Below are 16,767 nucleotides of genomic sequence, written 5' to 3' on the forward strand. Positions count from 1 at the left end.
GAAGGAGAGGATCCATGGAAATGCTGATACGCGAAGCCACCTCCGAGGACGCCGCACTGATCGCCGAGCTGACCCGCCACAGCTGGGCCAACAAGGTGGCGTCCAACTCCTCGGGCCACCGCGAGGCGGCCGACCACGTCATCGAAGACCTGCAGCACGGCGGCGCCTTCATCCTGCTGCGCGGCGACACGCCGGCCGGCTCGGTGCGCTGGCTGCCGCTGGATTCGGATTTCGACGTCTGGGAGATTCGCCGCATGGGCATCTGCCCGGATTTCCGCGGCGAGCGCCTGTCACAGCACCTGATGGAGGCATTGATCCACCGCGCCCAGGCCGCCGACGTGCGCGAGCTGCGCCTGGCGGTGCGCGTGGACCAGGCCCAGCTGGTGGACCTGTACGCGGCCTTCGGTTTCGAGATCGCGCCCGAACTGGAATACACCCGCGCCAATCCGGACGATGCGCCGCCCATCGTCATGCGGCGCGTGATGCGGCACTGAGCCGCTCTCCCCCGAACCTTCCGCGTTACCTTCTACATCTCGTCGCCGGCCTGATCAAATCAGCAGCCGGTGTCGTTCGTCGCGCCCGGCCATCGACTGCCAAGCGCGACCAAAGCCCCGTCATCGCTTGTGATCGAAACGCCGGGCAAGGCCCTCGCCCAGCAGCTGGATCACCGACACCAGCGCGATCAGGATCACGATCACCTCGAACATCACCCGCGTCTCGTAGCGCTCGTAGCCGTAACGGATGGCGAGGTCGCCCAGACCGCCCGCGCCCACCGCGCCGGCCATGGCCGAGGCGTTGATCATCGCGATCACGCTCACCGTCATGCCGCCGACGATGCCCGGCAAGGCCTCCGGCAGCAGCACGTGGCGCACGATGTGCCAGCGCCGGCAGCCCATGGCGCGCGCCGCCTCCACCAGGCCGCCGTCGACCTCGTTGAGCGAGACCTGGGCGATGCGCGCGTAGAAAGGAATCAGGTTCACCGTCAACGGCACCACCGCCGCCCAGGTCCCCAGCGTGGTGCCGACCAGGAAGCGCGTCACCGGCAGCAGCGCCACCAGCATGATGATGAAAGGCACGGCGCGAAACACGTTGACCGTGACCGACAGCGCACGGTGCAGGCGCGGACGCGGATACAGGTTGTGGCGCGCGGTGACGGTGAGCACCACCGCCAGCACCAGCCCGCCGGAAATGGCCAGCACCGCTGAAGCGCCCACCATCAGCAGGGTCTCGAAGAAAGCCTGGAAGTATTTATCAAGCGCTGGCAGGGACATATCCGATCACCTTGATGAGGTCGGCGCCGTCGCCGTCCTTGAACAGGCCGCGCACGCGCGGCACTTCGTGCGCCGGCAGCGACACCAGCAGCTCGCCCTGGGCATGCCCGCGGATGCGGTCCAGGCCGCCATGGATCAGCGTCGCCTCCGGCCCGAGCAGGGCCAGCTCCTGCAGACTCACACCCTGCGCGCGCTCGGCCCCGGCAAATTGCAGGCTCAGCACCGCCCTGCCGGGCGCCGCGCCCAGCTCGTCCACCAGCTGCGCGCAAAGATCCGCCGGCAACCCGTGCAACAGCGGCCGCAGCAGCGCGCGCGTGGCTTCGGCCTGCGGCTTGCCGAATACGCGCCAGACTTCGCCCAGCTCGACCGCCCGCCCCTGGTCCAGCACCAGCACGCGGTCGCAGATCTCGCGGATCACCGCCATGTCGTGCGTGATCAGCACCACCGTCAGCCCCATGGCGGCGCTGACCTCGCGCAGCAGCGCCAGGATGGATTGGGTGGTCTCGGGATCGAGCGCGGAGGTGGCTTCGTCGCACAAGAGGATTTCAGGCTCATGCACCAGCGCGCGGGCGATGCCCACCCGCTGCTTCTGTCCGCCCGACAACTTGGCCGGATAGACGTCGGCCTTGTCGGCCAGGCCCACCAGCGCCAGCAAGGCGTCCACCCGTTCGCCGATGCGCTGCGGCGGCACGCCCGCCACGCGCAGCGGCAAGGCGACGTTTTCGCGCACGGTCTTGGCCGAGAGCAGGTTGAAATGCTGGAAGATCATGCCGATGCGCCGGCGCAGCGCCACCAACGCGTCCTCACCCAGCGCGCCGACGTCGGTGCCGTTGACCTTCACCGCGCCGGAACTGGGCAGCTCCAATGCGTTGATGGTGCGCAGCAGGGTCGACTTGCCCGCGCCGCTGCGGCCGATGATGCCGAAAACCTCGCCGCGCCGCACCTCGAAGGAAACCTCTTCCAGCGCCAGCACGCCGTGCGCCGCGCCCGCGTAGCGCTTGGACACGCGGCTGAAGCTGACATGCGCGCCGGTTGCAAGCGCGGTCTGTCCGTTGACGGCTGCCGCGTCCTCACGCGCACGCGGCGACAGGCCCACGCCCGCGCGGATCAATGCCGAGAGACTCAAAATACCGGCACCACCGAGCCGCCGAACTGTTTCTGGATGAACTGGCGCACTTCCTCGGACTGGAAGGACTTCACCAGCGGCGCCACCCAGGGGGCCGCCTTGTCCTGCTCGCGCACCACGATGACGTTGACGTAGGGATTGTGCTCGCGCTTTTCCACCGCGATACCGTCGCGCGTGGCGATCAGGCCGGCCTGGTAGGCGAAGGTATTGATGATGGCGGCGGCGTCGACGTCTTCCAGCGAGCGCGCCAGCACCACCGAGGCGCTTTCAACCAGCGTGATCTTCTTCTTGTAGCCGGTGACGTCGGCCAGCGAGGCGGTGCCGGTGTAGGGGTCGAAACCCTCGCGCAGCGTGATCAGGCCGGCGTCGCGCAGCACCACCAGGGCCCGGGTCTGGTTGCTGGGGTCGTTCGGGATGGCGACCTTGGCGCCGTCGGGCAGCTCCTTGAAGGACTTGTACTTCTTCGAATAGAAAGCGATCGGCGAGATATAGGTATTGCCGACGATCGCCAGCTTGTAGCCGCGCTGCTTGATCTGGTCGCGCAGGAAGGGAATGTGCTGGAAGGAGTTGGCGTCGAGGTCGCCGTTGTTGAGCGCCTCGTTCGGGCTGGCGGCGCCGGAGATCACCACCGGCTGCACGTTCAGGCCGTTGCGCTTGGCCACCTGGGTGACCACCTCCCAGACCTGCTCGTCGATGCCGCCGCGCACGCCCACCTTCAGCACCTTGGGGTCGGCCGCATGCGCCAGGCCGGCCAATGAAAGCAAGGCGGCGGCGAACAGGGCGCGTACGCGCAGTCGTTGGGTCATGAAGTTCCTCCGTGTGTGATGTGGTTTGTTGTGGTGCGCCGCACCGGCGCTTGGGATGGCCAAGTGTAGAGAGCCGCCCGCGCCCCACCAACGAAGGAATTCATATGTCCTTATGCGCCGCCGCGCCGCGCGGCCCCGGCAGCGGCGCGCCCGGCCCGGCGACCGGGTCGCCGTCGCCGCCGGGCATCGGGCGCACGGAAGCCAGCGATGCCCTTCTCACCGGCAAAGAACATCCGTTCATCAAGCTGTAACAAAAGCTCAATATCATGCTCATCCATGCTGCATAGCCGTATCGATAGTCCTTTACTTGCCTGGGCGAGCGGACTATTTTTACAAACGTTCAACTATACTGATCATACGTTCAAGCAAAGAAATGGCTAACGGGGACCGCCAGGAAACAGCCTACATGGCCGTGCGCGTAGCGCGCCTGTACTACTTCCAGAACATGACCACCGCCGCGATCGCGGAAGAGATCGGCACCTCGCGCGCCACCGTCTCGCGCCTGCTGTCCTTCGCGCTGGACCGCGGCCTGGTGGAGATCCGCGTGCACGATCCGCAGGAGGTTTCCGGCAACCTGGAAAGCGCCATCGCCGAGCGCTACAAGCTGCGCTCGATCCAGGTGGTGCCGGTCTCGGCCGCCGCCACCGAGAAGGAAACCCTGCAGCGCGTGGCCGGCCACGCCGCCGCCTACGTCAGCTCGCTGGTGGCGCCGTCGACCGTGATCGGCCTGGCCTGGGGCACCACGGTGGCCGAGATCGCCGACAAGCTGCTGCCCAAGCACGTGCATGACGTCGACGTGGTGCAGTTGAACGGCTCGGGCACCGGCCTGAACTTCGTCAACACCTTCGGCGAATCGATCGTCTCGCGCTTCGCCCAGAACTATGGCGCGCGCGCCCACCACTTCCCGGTGCCGGCCTTCTTCGACTATGCCGACACCCGCACCGCGCTGTGGCGCGAAAAGAGCATCAAGTCGATCCGCGCGCTGCAGGACAGCGCCTCGATCCTGCTGTTCTCGATCGGCGCCGAAGCCACCGGCAGCCACGTGCATACCGGCGGCTACCTGGGCGACGAGGAACGCAAGATCATCCGCGACGAAGGACTGGTGGGCGACATCGCCACCGTCTTCTTCCGCGAGGACGGCACCTGGCGCGACGTCGCATTGAACGCGCGCAGCAGCGGCCCCGACATGGATTGCTTCCAGCGCGCCGCGCACTCGATCTGCGTGGTCTCGGGCAAGGGCAAGATCCCGGGCTTGCGCGCGGCGCTGCAGGGCGGCTTCATCAACGAACTGGTGATCGACGAACCGAGCGCGCGCCTGCTGGTCGAGCAGATCCGCGCCGCCGAAGGCAAGGAGCACAACCCATGAACGGCGACGGCCTCTATGACATCCTGGTGATCGGCGGCGGCATCAACGGCGCCGGCGTGGCGCGCGACGCCGCCGGCCGCGGCCTGTCGGTGGCGCTGTGCGAGCAGAACGATTTCGCCGGCGCCACGTCCTCGGCCAGCACCAAGCTGATCCACGGCGGCCTGCGCTATCTCGAGTACTACGAATTCCGGCTGGTGGCCGAAGCCCTGTCCGAGCGCGAGCACCTGCTCGACATCGCGCCCCACATCGCCTGGCCGCTGCGCTTCGTCATGCCGCACGTAGCCGGCCTGCGCCCGCGCTGGATGATCCGCCTGGGCCTGTGGCTGTACGACCATATCGGCGGACGCATCACCCTGCCCAAATCGAAGGCGCTGCGGCTGGACCGCATGGTGCGTCCCAGCGGCCTGAAGCAGGACATCACGCGCGGCTTCGCCTACTCCGACGCCTGGGTCGACGACGCCCGGCTGGTGATCCTCAACCTGCTGTCGGCGCAGGAGCACGGCGCCGAGATCATGCCCCGCACGCGGCTGGCCGACGCCCGCCGCGTGGAGAGCCAGGACGGCGGCGACAATCACTGGCTGTGCACGCTGGAAAACACCGGCACCGGCCAGCGGCGCGAGCTGAAGGCGCGAACCCTGGTCAACACCGCCGGCCCCTGGGTCGCGCAGATGGACCGCCGGCTCAATCCGGACGCCGACGGCGGCCGGCATGCGGCCGTCAAGCTGGTGCGCGGCAGCCATATCGTGGTGCCGCGCCTGTTCTCCGGCGAACATGCCTACATCCTGCAGAACGACGACAAGCGCATCGTCTTCATGATCCCCTACGAGGACCGGTTCACCCTGATCGGCACCACCGACGTGCCGCAGGAGAACATGGAGCATGGCGCCCGGATCAGCGCCGAGGAAGAGGCCTATCTGCTGCGCGCGGCCAACCGCTACCTGGAACGCCCGATCGCCGCGGCCGACATCGTCTGGCGCTATGCCGGCGTGCGCCCGCTGTTCGACGACGAGTCCGACAATCCCTCCGCCGTCACCCGCGACTACACGCTGGTGCTGCAAGACCAGCGCGGCCTGCCCTGCGTCTCGGTCTACGGCGGCAAGATCACCACCTATCGCCGCCTGGCCGAGTCGGTCATGGACAAGCTGGCGCCCTGGACCCAAAGCCGCGCGCGCCGGGCCGGCTGGACCGCCAGCGAGGCCTTGCCGGGCGCCGGTTTCAAGCGCGCCGACCGCGCCCGCGAACTGGGCGCGCTGCAAAAGAAATACGCGCGCTTCGATCCGCATTTCCTGGCCCGGCTGTTCTCCCGCCATGGCCTCAACAGTCACGCCATCCTGCGCGAGGCGCAATCGCCGGCGGAGCTGGGGCGAGATTTCGGCGGCGGACTGACGCAGCGTGAAGTGGAATACCTGGCCCTGCACGAATGGGCCGCTGAAGCGGACGACGTGCTGTGGCGCCGGACCAAATGCGGCCTGCACATGAGCGAAGAACAGCGCGCCGCCTTCCAGGACTGGTTCGCGCAGTTCGGCGCCAGCCGCTTCTGCCCCAGCCGCATGCAGCAAACCCAGGACGCCTGAGCGCGCCGCGCGTGAAAACGATTTCAGCCGTTCGTCCCGGATGGGCGGCGAAGCACAGATGAACAAAGGCAGGACGCCCACGCCATCGCGCGCGGCGCATCTGCCCACGACTTGATAAGGGATAAGGGACCAGGAATGGCAGCAATTTCCTTGCAGGGGATCACCAAGAGCTGGGGCGAAGCCCAGGCCGTCAAAGGCATCGATTTCGAGGTGAAGTCGGGCGACTTCACCGTGCTGCTGGGGCCCTCGGGCTGCGGCAAGTCGACCACGCTGCGCCTGATCGCGGGGCTCGACATTCCCACCACCGGAACGATCCGCATCGGCGAGCGCGACGTCACCCTGCTGCCGCCGGCGCAGCGCAAGATCGCCATGGTGTTCCAGTCGTATGCGCTGTTCCCGCACCTGAACGTGCGCGACAACATCCTGTTCGGCGTGCGCGTGCGCAAGGAGCCGAAACAGAACTTCGAGCCGCGCCTGAAACGCGTGGCCGACATCCTCGGTCTGTCGCACCTGCTGGACCGCCGTCCGGGCCAGCTCTCCGGCGGCCAGCAGCAGCGCGTGGCGCTGGGCCGGGCGATCATCGCCGACGCCCCGGTGTGCCTGATGGACGAGCCGCTGTCCAATCTCGACGCCCAGCTGCGCCAGGAAATGCGGCGCGAGATCCGCGCGCTGCAGCAGCAGCTGGAGATGACCATGATCTACGTCACCCACGACCAGACCGAGGCCATGAGCATGGCCGACCAGGTGATCCTGCTGCGCGACGGCAAGATAGAGCAGAACGCGCCGCCGGCCGAACTGTATGCCCAGCCCGCCACCGAGTTCGCCGCGCGCTTCATCGGCACGCCGCCGATGAACCTGCTGCCGCTGGCGCAGGAGGCGGCCGGACTGGTGATCGCGGGCAGCGGCGGCCCGGTCGTCGCCGCCGGCAGCGGCAACGAGCAATGGCAGCTGGGCCTGCGCCCCGAACACATCCGCCTGGCCGACGCCGGCGTGGCCGCGGTGGTCGAGACGGTGGAGTACTTCGGCGCCGACACCATCGTCGGCGCCAGGGCCGGCGCGGCCACCGTGCTGGTGCGCGCCCCGGGGCAGCTGACGCTGCGCGCGGGCGACCAGGTGCGCCTGGCGTGGGACGCCGGCCATCAATACTTCTTCGACAGGCAGACCGGGATGCGCCGCCATCCCGGCTAGTACCGAGTAACAGCGTTAGCGTTTTGGCAGAGCGAGACCCCGAACAATAGCAACCGCCAAGTTGCAGCCAACTTTTCAACCTTATGGGAGAGACGCAATCATGCGTAGAGCAATTCTGAAATCCGCGGCCGCACTGGCCCTGAGCGCCGCCTTCGGCGCCAATGCCTTTGCCGCCAATCCGGTCGAAATCAGCTTCTACTACCCCGTCGCCGTCGGCGGCGCCGTGACCAAGACCATCGACGGCATGGTCGCCGACTTCGAGAAGGCCAACCCGGATATCAAGGTCAAGGCGGTCTACGCCGGCACCTACCAGGAAAGCATCGTCAAGGCGCTGACCGCGTTCAAGAGCGGCACGCCGCCGACGCTGGCGGTGCTGCTGTCGACCGACCTGTTCACCCTGATCGACGAGAACGCCATCGTCTCCATCGACAGCCTGGCCTCCTCGGCCGACGACAAGAAGTGGATCGACGGCTTCTACAAGGGCTTCATGGAGAACAGCCAGACCGGCGGCAAGACCTGGGGCATCCCGTTCCAGCGCTCGACCATCGTCATGTACTACAACAAGAACCTGTTCAAGGAAGCCGGCCTGAACCCGGACAAGGCGCCGGCCAGCTGGGCCGAGATGGTCGATGCGGCCAAGAAGCTGACCAAGCGCGATGCCTCCGGCAACGTCAGCCAGTGGGGCGTGAAGATCCCCTCGACCGGCTTCGGCTACTGGATGTTCCAGGCCATGGCCGCGTCCAACGACACCATCCTGATGAACAGCGCCGGCACCAAGACCTACTTCGACAAGCCGGGTTCGGTGCAGGCCCTGCAGCACTGGGTCGACCTGACCACCAAGGACAAGGTGATGCCGGCCGGCTCCATCGAATGGGGCACCACGCCCAAGGACTTCCTGGAGCAGAAGGCCGCCATGGTCTGGACCACCACCGGCAACCTGACCAATATCCGCACCAATGCGACCTTCCCGTTCGGCGTGGCGATGCTGCCGGGCATCAAGCACCCGGGCAGCCCGACCGGCGGCGGCAACTTCTACGTCTTCAACAAGACTTCGCCCGAGCAGCAGGCCGCGGCGCTGAAGTTCATCCGCTTCGCCGCCGAGCCGGCGCGCGCAGCCCAGTGGTCGATCGCCACCGGCTACGTGGCCCCGCGCCAGGACGCCTGGGATACCCCGGAGATGAAGAAGTACCTGCAGGAAGTGCCGGCCGCCGACGTGGCGCGCGAACAGATGAAGTACGGCGTGGCTGAACTCTCCACGCACGACAACCAGCGCGTGACCAAGGCCCTGAACGACAACCTGCAGGCCGCGCTCTCCGGCACCAAGACGCCCGAGGCGGCGTTGAAGGAAGCCCAGCGCGAGTCGGACCGCATCCTGCGTTCGTATGGCCGCTAAGCAGTACCTGCCGTAACGCTGCAACCGGCCCGCCATCGCGGCGGGCCGGCAATTGATCCAGGTTTTCCGTACCGGCGCATCGCACGATGTCCGGCGCAAAGGTCGACAATGAACCGTACCCATTCCTCCGTCACGCCCTGGCTGCTGCTGTTGCCGGCGATGACGCTGCTGGTGGCCTTCACCCACTATCCGGCGATGGCGACCATCTGGCACAGCTTCTTCTCCACGCCCAAGGGCGCCAATCCGTCGGTTTTCGTCGGCATGGAGAACTACGCGCTGATGATCGACGACCCGGTGTTCTGGCGCGCCTTCACCAACAATCTCTGGTTCGCGCTGGGCACCATCCCGGTCTCGATCGCGCTGGCCATCACGATGGCGCTGTGGGTCAACGACCGCCTGCTGGGCCGCGGCCTGCTGCGCCTGGCCTACTTCACGCCGACCGTGCTGCCGATGATCGCGGTGGCCAACATCTGGCTGTTCTTCTACACCCCGCAATACGGCCTGCTGGAGCAGATCACCGGCGCGCTCGGCCTGCCCTCGCACAACTGGCTGGGCAATCCGGACACGGTGCTGGGCGCCATGATGGTGGTGGCGATCTGGAAGGAAGCCGGTTTCTTCATGATCTTCTACCTGGCCGCGCTGCAGCAGATCTCGCCGGTGCTGGCCGAGGCCGCCGGGCTGGAAGGCGCCTCGCGCTGGCAGTATTTCCGGATGGTGCAGTTCCCGCTGCTGATGCCGACCACGCTGTTCGTGCTGATCAACGCGCTGATCAACTCCTTCCGCCTGGTCGACCATATCGTGGTGATGACCAAGGGCGGGCCGGACAACGCCAGCTCGCTGCTGCTCTACTACATCTATGAAGTCGGCTTCGCCTTCTGGGACTCGTCCTACGCCGCCGCGCTGACGGTGGTGCTGCTGGCCATGCTGGGCGTCATCGCCTTCGTCAAGTTCCGCATCCTCGACCGCAGGACCCACTACCAATGATCTCGCAGACTTCCAACCCCTTCGGCGAGCACAACCGCACGCTGGAAACGATTTCGGCCTGGGTGCTGGGCCTGCTGTGGCTGCTGCCGCTGCTGTATGCGGTGTGGACGGCCTTCCACCCGGCCGAGTTCGCCACGCGCTTTTCGCTCTCGGCGCCGCTGACGCTGAAGAACTTCGCCAACGCCTGGGACGCCGCGCCCTTCCCGCGCTACTTCCTCAACACCTTCCTGCTGGTGACCATGATCCTGGCCGCGCAGATGACGCTGGCCACGCTGGCGGCCTACGCCTTCGCGCGCTTCGAGTTCCGCGGCAGCAATGTGATGTTCATGCTGGTGCTGCTGCAGCTGATGGTGATGCCCGACATCCTGATCGTGGAGAACTACAACACCATGAACCTGCTGGGCCTGCGCGACACCATCCTCTCGATCGGCCTGCCCTACTTCGCCTCGGCCTTCGGCATCTTCCTGTTGCGCCAGACCTTCAAGACCGTGCCGCGCGAACTGGACGAGGCCGCCACCGTGGAAGGCGCCTCCGCGCTGCAGGTGCTGATGCAGGTCTACGTGCCGCTGGCCAAGCCCATCTACATCGCCTTCGGGCTGGTGTCGATCAGCACCCACTGGAACAACTTCCTGTGGCCGCTGATCGTGACCAACTCGGTGGAGTCGCGCCCGCTGACCGTCGGCCTGCAGGTGTTCTCCTCCACCGACCAGGGGGTGGACTGGTCCATCATCACCGCCGCCACGCTGATGACCTCGGCGCCGCTGCTGCTGGCTTTCCTGCTGTTCCAGCGCCAGTTCGTGCAATCGTTCATGCGGGCCGGGATCCGCTGAAAATACGTCAGAAACACGCCAGGAACACGCCAAAATCTTATAAACAATATAAAAAAACAGGACCCGCAGAGGTCCGCTGCAGCACACAAAAAAGCGCCACAAGAAAAAGCAGCGCCACATCGGGCAGACACCGCAAGACCGCAACAGAGCAAGGAAGACCAATGAAACTCATCAGCTGGAACATCCAGTGGGCCCGCGGCATGGACGGCCGCGTGGATCCTGCCCGCATCGTGCGCGACGCGCGCGCCATGGGCGACTTCGACGTCCTGTGCCTGCAGGAAGTGGGCGCCAATTATCCCGCCCCCGGGCTGGCCGGCAGCGCCGGCGAGAACCAGTTCGAGCAGTTCGCGCAGCTGCTGCCAGGCTTCACCCCGGTGCCCATCGCCGGCGTCGACGTCATCGGCGCGGACGGCTCGCGCCGCTGCTTCGGCAACATGGTGCTGTCGCGCCTTCCGGTGCTGCGCGTGCTGCGCCACCAGCTGCCGTGGCCGGTGGATCCCAACGTGATCAGCATGCCGCGCACGCTGCTGGAGGTGACGCTGGAGTCGCCGCTGGGGCCGCTGCGCGTGATGAATACGCACCTCGAATATTATTCCGCGCTGCAGCGACGCGCGCAGGTGGAAGCCATCCGCCGCTGCCACGAGGAAACCTGCGGCCGCGCCGCCGGCGAGATGGCGGCCGACCGCCGCGGCTCGCCCTATCACGCCTTCCCGCACGCGACCAAAACCATCCTCACCGGCGACTTCAACTTCCGCCCGGAAGACCCGCTGCACGCGCGCCTGCAAGAGCCCTTCCCGGGGCGCGACGGCCGGGACTCGCCGCACGTGCCGCGCCTGGTCGACGCCTGGCGCCATCTCCGTGGGAACCAAGCGCATCCGATCAATGTCGGTCTGTATGACCGCCAGCAGTGGCCCGAGGCATTCACCTGCGACTTCATCTTCGCCAGCGAAGACCTGCTGCCGCATGTGACCGGTTTCTCGGTGGACGGCCATACGCAATCCTCCGACCACCAGCCGCAGTTGCTGGAGCTGCAATGAAGCCGCTGGTCCAGATGCCGCATGCGCGGGTGTCGACGGTGTTCACCGACATCGACGACACGCTCACTACCGAAGGCAAGCTGAGCGCCCTGGCCTACGACGCGCTGGAAGAGTTGCAGCGCGCCGGCCTGCGGGTAATCCCGGTGACCGGACGCCCGGCCGGCTGGTGCGACCAGATTGCCCGGCTGTGGCCGGTTGAGGGTATCATCGGCGAAAACGGGGCCCTGTACATGTGGCACGACCACGCAGCCAACAAGCTGCGCACGCGCCACCTGCTGGACGAAGAAAGCCGCGCCGGCAACGCCGCCAGACTGGCGACGGTGCGCGGGCGCATCCTGGACGAAGTGCCGGGCTGCGCGGTGGCGTCCGACCAGTTCTGCCGCCAGTACGACCTGGCGATCGACTTCTGTGAGGACGTGCCGCCGCTTGGACGCGATGCGGTCGACCGCATCGTGCAGATCATGGAAGAAGAGGGAATGACCGCAAAAATCAGTTCCATCCACGTCAACGGCTGGTTCGGCGACTACGACAAGTTGTCGATGGCGCGCCTGATGATGCGCGAACGCTATGGCGTCGACCTGGCCGACCCGGCCGAACGCGGCCGCTGCGTGTTCGCCGGCGACTCGCCCAACGATGCGCCGATGTTCGCCTACTTCCCGTTGTCGGTGGGCGTGGCCAACGTGCTCGAATTCTCCGACCGGCTGGCGCACGCGCCCCACTTCATCACACAGCAGGCCTGCGGCGCCGGTTTCGCCGAACTCACCCGCCACCTGCTCTCCCCGGCATGATTACGCTGCTGCACCTGATGTCGGCGCTGGCCCTGCTCGTGTGGGGCACGCACATCGTGCGCACCGACGTGCTGCGGGTCTACGGCGCCCAGCTGCGCCGCATCCTCTCCACCAGCATCAGCAAGCGCTGGCTGGCCTTCTCGGCCGGCGTGGGCGTGACCAGCCTGGTCCAGAGCAGCAACGCCACCGCCGTCATCGTCTGCTCCTTCGTGGCCCAGGGTCTGGTAGGGCTGACGCCGGCGCTGGCCATCATGCTGGGCGCGGACGTGGGCACGGCGCTGATGACGGGCGTATTGAGCTTCGACCTGTCGTGGCTGTCGCCGCTGCTGATCTTCGGCGGCGTGGTGGTCTACCTGTCGCGCCGCCATACCTCGATCGGCCGCCTGGGCCGGGCCGTGATCGGGCTGGGCCTGATCCTCCTGGCGCTGGAGCTGATCGCCGCGGCGACCCAGCCGATGATGCATGCGGCCGGCATCAAGGTGCTGTTCTCCTCGCTGACCGGCGACGTGCTGCTCGACACCCTGATCGGCGCGCTGTTCGCCATGCTGACCTATTCCAGCCTGGCCGCGGTGCTGCTGGCGGCGACCCTGACCACCTCCGGCATCATCTCGCTGAAGGTGGCGTTGTGCCTGGTGATCGGCGCCAACCTGGGCAGCGGCGTCACCGCCCTGCTCTCGGCGGCCAGCCAGAACGTGGCCGGGCGCCGCGTGGCGCTGGGCAGCATGCTGTTCCGCCTGTCGGGCGCGATCCTGGTGCTGCCGTTCATCAACCACCTGGAGCTGCTCATCGCCGGCCTGGGGCACGACCTGCGTTTCAGTGTCGTGGCTTTCCACGTGCTGTACAACAGCGTGCGCTGCGGCCTGCTGCTGCCGCTGGTGGAACCGATGGCGCGCCTGTGCGAGCGGCTGCTGCCGGAGCGCCCGCTGGACGACGACGCGGTGCGCTCGCAGCACCTCGACCCGGCCGCCATCGACACGCCCTCGCTGGCGCTGGCCAACGCCTCGCGCGAGGTGTTGCGCATCGGGGACCTGATCGAAAAAATGCTCAGCTGCCTTTTGCCGGTCATTCGTGAAAACGATACCATCCGCGCCCAGCAGATCCGCCGCCTCGACGATGACGTCGACCGCCTCTATACCGAAGTGAAGATGTACCTGGCGCGCGTGTCGCGCGAGGAGCTCAACGCCAAGGAGGTGCGGCGCTGGACCGACGTCATCACGCTGACCATCAACCTGGAGCAGGCCGGCGACATCATCGTGCGCATCGTCAAGGGCCTGGAAAACAAGAAGATCGCACCGCAGCGCACCTTCTCCGACGCCGGCATGCAGGAAGTCTGCGAGATGCATGCCCGCCTGCGCGCCAGCCTGCAGCTGGGCCTGTCGGTGTTCCTGGAAAGCGACGTGCGCAGCGCCCAGAAGCTGCTGGCCGAGAAGGAGGCCTTCCGCGACCTCGAACGCGCCTATGCCAAGACCCACCTGGTGCGCCTGGCCGGCGAGACGCGCCAGAGCATCGAGACCAGCTCGCTGCACCTGGACCTGATCAGCGACATGAAGCGCATGCACTCGCTGTTCTGCTCGACCGCGTATTCGGTGCTGGACGAGGCCGGCCTGCTGCGCCGCAGCCGCATGGATACCGGTCGCGAGCAGGACGAAGAGCGGCGCGCCATGGCCGCGCGCGCCGGCGACTACTCGCCGCCCTGAGCAACGTTCCGCCCGTAAAAAAGCCGGCTTCGCGCCGGCTTTTTCTTCATGCACCCGGGAGTCCCGGCCTCAATGCCCGGACATCTCGGAAATCGTCATGCGTACCACCTGTTTCGTGGCCATGTCGAAATGCACGTTGAACAGCCGGTCTTCATGCACGTAACGGTATTTCCAGTCCCACACCTCCTCGTTCTTGCGGGCGAACTGCACCACGCTGCGCGGCCGCCCGAACTGGCGGCGGACCTCGTCGGCGCTCATGCCGGGACGGATGGTGTCGAAATGCTCCTGGGTCAGTACTTGCCGGTAGTCAATCAGGGTGCCGGAGGCGCCGATGGCGAACATCCAGGTGCGGATGCCTTCCGGGCCCTTGGGGTATTCCAGCGTGTGCGCGCCGTTGCCGTCGTCCCAGACGGTGTCGGGCTGGCCCATGACGCCGCGCACGTCGGCCTCGCTGGAAACGCCTTTTTGCAGCTTGTCCAAGCCGAACTCCTCGATGGGATTGCCATTGCGGTCGCAGCCCAGCATTGCCACGGCGGCAACCAATGCGCCTGCGGTGGCGGCGCAACGGCGGATAAAGGGAATCAATCGTGCACTCATGGAATTGATTATCCCTGATAAAGACAGGGTAAAATACCGTCCTTCGCATCAATTCTGGCCGAAAGTCACCATGTTCTCCAAAAAGACCACCTACGTATCGGAAATCACCCAGTTCATCGACGAGCTGAAGCAGAAGAATCCGAAACTGGAAGAATCGCAGCGCGCCGGCCGCGCCCTGCTGTGGGACAAGGAACCCATCGACCTGGACAAGAGCGCCCGCGACAAGGCTTCGCGCGTGGCGCAGCAGCCCTACGTCTACCAGAGCCACTAAGCTCGCCGCATGACGTCCCAGGCAGGCGAAGGCGATACCTCCGGCAGCACCGGGCCGCAGCGTAACGTCGACGCCATCGACATCACCCCCGCCGGACAGCAGGACACCACGCCCGACGTGATCGACGGCGTGGCATTGGCGCGCCTGTACGGCGAGCCGCTGTTCCAGCTGCCCAACGACCTCTACATCCCGCCGGACGCGCTGGAAGTCTTCCTCGAAGCCTTCCAGGGTCCGCTGGACTTGCTGCTCTACCTGATCCGCAAGCAGAACTTCAACATCCTCGACATCCCGCTGGCGCAGGTCACCGCCCAGTACCTGGAGTACGTGGAGCAGATCCGCAAGCAGAACCTGGAACTGGCCGCCGAATACCTGCTGATGGCGGCCATGCTCATCGAGATCAAGTCGCGCATGCTGCTGCCGGCCAAGAAGGCCGACACCGGCGAGGAGCCGGAAGACCCGCGCGCCGAGCTGGTGCGCCGCCTGCTGGAGTACGAACAGATCAAGCTGGCCGCGCAGGAGCTGGACCAGCTGCCGCAGGTCGGCCGCGACTACGTCCGCACCCAGGTCCATATCGAGCAGACCGTGGTCACGCGCTGGCCCGAGGTCGACATGGACGACCTGAGGGCGGTCTGGGCCGACATCCTCAAGCGCGCCAAGCTGACCGCGCACCACCACATCAGCCGCGAAGAACTCTCCGTGCGCGAGCACATGACCGGCATCCTGCGCCGGCTGCAGTCGGCGCGCTTCGTCGAGTTCTCGGACCTGTTCGATCCTTCGCGCGGGGTGCCGGTGATGGTGGTGAACTTCATCGCCCTGCTCGAGCTGGCCAAGGAAACGCTGATCGAAATCACCCAGGCCGAAGCCTTCGCGCCCATCTATGTCAGACTGTCGTACTCGCCGAGCTGAGTCGGCGAAGTAAGGCGAAGTGGAGCGCGCGCATGCGCGCCGAACACTGATTCCGGGCGGCCGCCGCGCCGCCCTCCAACCAGAGATACCGCATGAAAATCATTTCCTCGATCGAAGAACTCCGCGACCACCTGCGCGGCCAGCTGCGCACCGCCTTCGTGGCCACCATGGGCAACCTGCATGAGGGCCACCTCTCGCTGATGCGCCTGGCGCGCACCCACGGCGACCCGGTGGTGGCCTCGATCTTCGTCAACCGCCTGCAGTTCGGCCCCAACGAGGACTTCGACAAATACCCGCGCACCTTCCAGGCCGACGTTGAAAAGCTGGAGAAGGAAGGCGTCTACGTGCTCTTCGCGCCGACCGAGAAGGACATGTACCCGGAGCCGCAGGAATACCGCGTGCAGCCGCCCGACGACCTGGGCAACATCCTGGAAGGCGAGTTCCGCCCCGGCTTCTTCACCGGCGTCTCCACCGTGGTGATGAAGCTGTTCTCCTGTGTGCAGCCGCGCGTGGCGGTGTTCGGCAAGAAGGACTACCAGCAGCTGATGATCGTGCGCAACATGGCGCGCCAGTTCGCCCTGCCCACCGAGATCGTCGGCGCCGAGACCTATCGCGCCGAAGACGGCCTGGCGCTGTCCTCGCGCAACGGCTACCTGTCGGCGCAGGAGCGCGCCGAGGCGCCGCTGCTCTACAAGGTGCTCAACGACGTCGCCAACGAAATGCGCAGCGGCCAGGCCAATCCTGCCGACGTCGAGCGCAAGGCCATGGCCGTGCTGGCCGATCGCGGCTGGCAGCCCGACTACGTGGCCGTGCGCAAGCGCATCGACCTGCAGCCGCCGTCGGCCGCCGACATCGCGCAAGGCGCGCCGCTGGTGACGCTGGCCGCCGCCAAGCTGGGCGCCACCCGCCTGATCGACAACCTGGAAATCTGAA

At 66.6% G+C, this 16,767-nt stretch carries 18 protein-coding genes; 14 read left to right on the forward strand and 4 right to left on the reverse strand.

The features are described 5' to 3' along the window. Positions 1–14 precede the first annotated feature (14 nt). Complete coding sequence (locus CEJ42_RS03975; RefSeq protein WP_079215533.1) at positions 15–494, forward strand: GNAT family N-acetyltransferase; 480 nt, start codon at positions 15–17, stop codon at positions 492–494. 120 nt (positions 495–614) lie between these two features. On the opposite strand, the gene CEJ42_RS03980 is transcribed toward CEJ42_RS03975, so the two are convergent. From CEJ42_RS03980 to CEJ42_RS03990, 3 genes are read right to left on the reverse strand one after another with little or no spacing between them, the layout of a single operon-like run. Further along, positions 615–1,271: a methionine ABC transporter permease gene (locus CEJ42_RS03980; RefSeq protein ID WP_088750074.1), complete on the reverse strand. Its 657-nt coding sequence runs from the start codon at positions 1,269–1,271 to the stop codon at positions 615–617. After that, complete coding sequence (locus CEJ42_RS03985; protein WP_420840740.1) at positions 1,252–2,397, reverse strand: methionine ABC transporter ATP-binding protein; 1,146 nt, start codon at positions 2,395–2,397, stop codon at positions 1,252–1,254. Before CEJ42_RS03985 ends, CEJ42_RS03980 begins: the two co-directional genes overlap by 20 nt. Further along, positions 2,394–3,203 (reverse strand): MetQ/NlpA family ABC transporter substrate-binding protein, encoded by an 810-nt coding sequence (locus CEJ42_RS03990; RefSeq protein WP_079215535.1) that lies wholly within the window; start codon positions 3,201–3,203, stop codon positions 2,394–2,396. The genes CEJ42_RS03985 and CEJ42_RS03990 overlap by 4 nt, the downstream gene beginning before the upstream one ends. Positions 3,204–3,307: 104 nt before the next feature. Between CEJ42_RS03990 and CEJ42_RS24935 the strand changes: the two genes are divergently transcribed. The 10 genes from CEJ42_RS24935 (at position 3,308) to CEJ42_RS04035 (ending at position 14,060) form a co-directional block, all read left to right on the forward strand. Further along, positions 3,308–3,454 carry a hypothetical protein gene (locus tag CEJ42_RS24935; RefSeq protein WP_165774378.1) on the forward strand — a complete coding sequence of 49 codons (147 nt, stop codon included), beginning with the start codon at positions 3,308–3,310 and terminating at the stop codon, positions 3,452–3,454. A 122-nt stretch (positions 3,455–3,576) separates the two neighbouring features. After that, positions 3,577–4,569: a sugar-binding transcriptional regulator gene (locus tag CEJ42_RS03995; RefSeq protein WP_079215536.1), complete on the forward strand. Its 993-nt coding sequence runs from the start codon at positions 3,577–3,579 to the stop codon at positions 4,567–4,569. Continuing rightward, a complete protein-coding gene (glpD, locus tag CEJ42_RS04000; protein WP_088750075.1) occupies positions 4,566–6,143 on the forward strand; it encodes a glycerol-3-phosphate dehydrogenase in 1,578 nt (525 codons plus the stop codon). The genes CEJ42_RS03995 and glpD overlap by 4 nt, the downstream gene beginning before the upstream one ends. 135 nt (positions 6,144–6,278) lie before the next feature. Beyond that, a complete protein-coding gene (locus tag CEJ42_RS04005) occupies positions 6,279–7,331 on the forward strand; it encodes an ABC transporter ATP-binding protein (RefSeq protein WP_088750076.1) in 1,053 nt (350 codons plus the stop codon). A 100-nt stretch (positions 7,332–7,431) separates the two neighbouring features. Next, positions 7,432–8,724, forward strand: coding sequence for an ABC transporter substrate-binding protein (locus CEJ42_RS04010; RefSeq protein ID WP_088750077.1), 1,293 nt, complete (start codon positions 7,432–7,434; stop codon positions 8,722–8,724). 108 nt (positions 8,725–8,832) lie between these two features. Beyond that, entirely contained in the window at positions 8,833–9,708 is an 876-nt protein-coding gene (locus tag CEJ42_RS04015; protein WP_088750078.1) for a carbohydrate ABC transporter permease, read from the forward strand. Continuing rightward, positions 9,705–10,538: a carbohydrate ABC transporter permease gene (locus CEJ42_RS04020; RefSeq protein WP_079215541.1), complete on the forward strand. Its 834-nt coding sequence runs from the start codon at positions 9,705–9,707 to the stop codon at positions 10,536–10,538. Before CEJ42_RS04015 ends, CEJ42_RS04020 begins: the two co-directional genes overlap by 4 nt. Positions 10,539–10,699: 161 nt before the next feature. Then, positions 10,700–11,575, forward strand: a complete 876-nt coding sequence (locus CEJ42_RS04025) for an endonuclease/exonuclease/phosphatase family protein (RefSeq protein ID WP_079215542.1) — start codon at positions 10,700–10,702, stop codon at positions 11,573–11,575. After that, positions 11,572–12,363, forward strand: a complete 792-nt coding sequence (locus CEJ42_RS04030) for an HAD-IIB family hydrolase (protein WP_088750079.1) — start codon at positions 11,572–11,574, stop codon at positions 12,361–12,363. The genes CEJ42_RS04025 and CEJ42_RS04030 overlap by 4 nt, the downstream gene beginning before the upstream one ends. Continuing rightward, a complete protein-coding gene (locus CEJ42_RS04035) occupies positions 12,360–14,060 on the forward strand; it encodes a Na/Pi cotransporter family protein (RefSeq protein WP_079215544.1) in 1,701 nt (566 codons plus the stop codon). The genes CEJ42_RS04030 and CEJ42_RS04035 overlap by 4 nt, the downstream gene beginning before the upstream one ends. A 69-nt stretch (positions 14,061–14,129) precedes the next feature. On the opposite strand, the gene CEJ42_RS04040 is transcribed toward CEJ42_RS04035, so the two are convergent. Further along, entirely contained in the window at positions 14,130–14,657 is a 528-nt protein-coding gene (locus tag CEJ42_RS04040; RefSeq protein WP_088750080.1) for an outer membrane protein assembly factor BamE domain-containing protein, read from the reverse strand. A 70-nt stretch (positions 14,658–14,727) separates the two neighbouring features. Here CEJ42_RS04040 and CEJ42_RS04045 point away from each other — a divergent pair, with 70 nt between their 5' ends. From CEJ42_RS04045 to panC, 3 genes are all read left to right on the forward strand, one after another. Next, positions 14,728–14,928, forward strand: a complete 201-nt coding sequence (locus CEJ42_RS04045; protein WP_079215546.1) for a DUF3460 family protein — start codon at positions 14,728–14,730, stop codon at positions 14,926–14,928. A 9-nt stretch (positions 14,929–14,937) separates the two neighbouring features. Next, entirely contained in the window at positions 14,938–15,834 is an 897-nt protein-coding gene (locus CEJ42_RS04050) for a segregation and condensation protein A (RefSeq protein ID WP_079215547.1), read from the forward strand. A 92-nt stretch (positions 15,835–15,926) separates the two neighbouring features. After that, positions 15,927–16,766: a pantoate--beta-alanine ligase gene (gene panC / locus CEJ42_RS04055; protein ID WP_088750081.1), complete on the forward strand. Its 840-nt coding sequence runs from the start codon at positions 15,927–15,929 to the stop codon at positions 16,764–16,766. The last annotated feature ends 1 nt before the right edge of the window (position 16,767 follow it).

The sequence above is a fragment of the Herbaspirillum robiniae genome, assembly GCF_002213415.1.
In the GTDB taxonomy this organism is placed as follows: domain Bacteria; phylum Pseudomonadota; class Gammaproteobacteria; order Burkholderiales; family Burkholderiaceae_D; genus Herbaspirillum; species Herbaspirillum robiniae.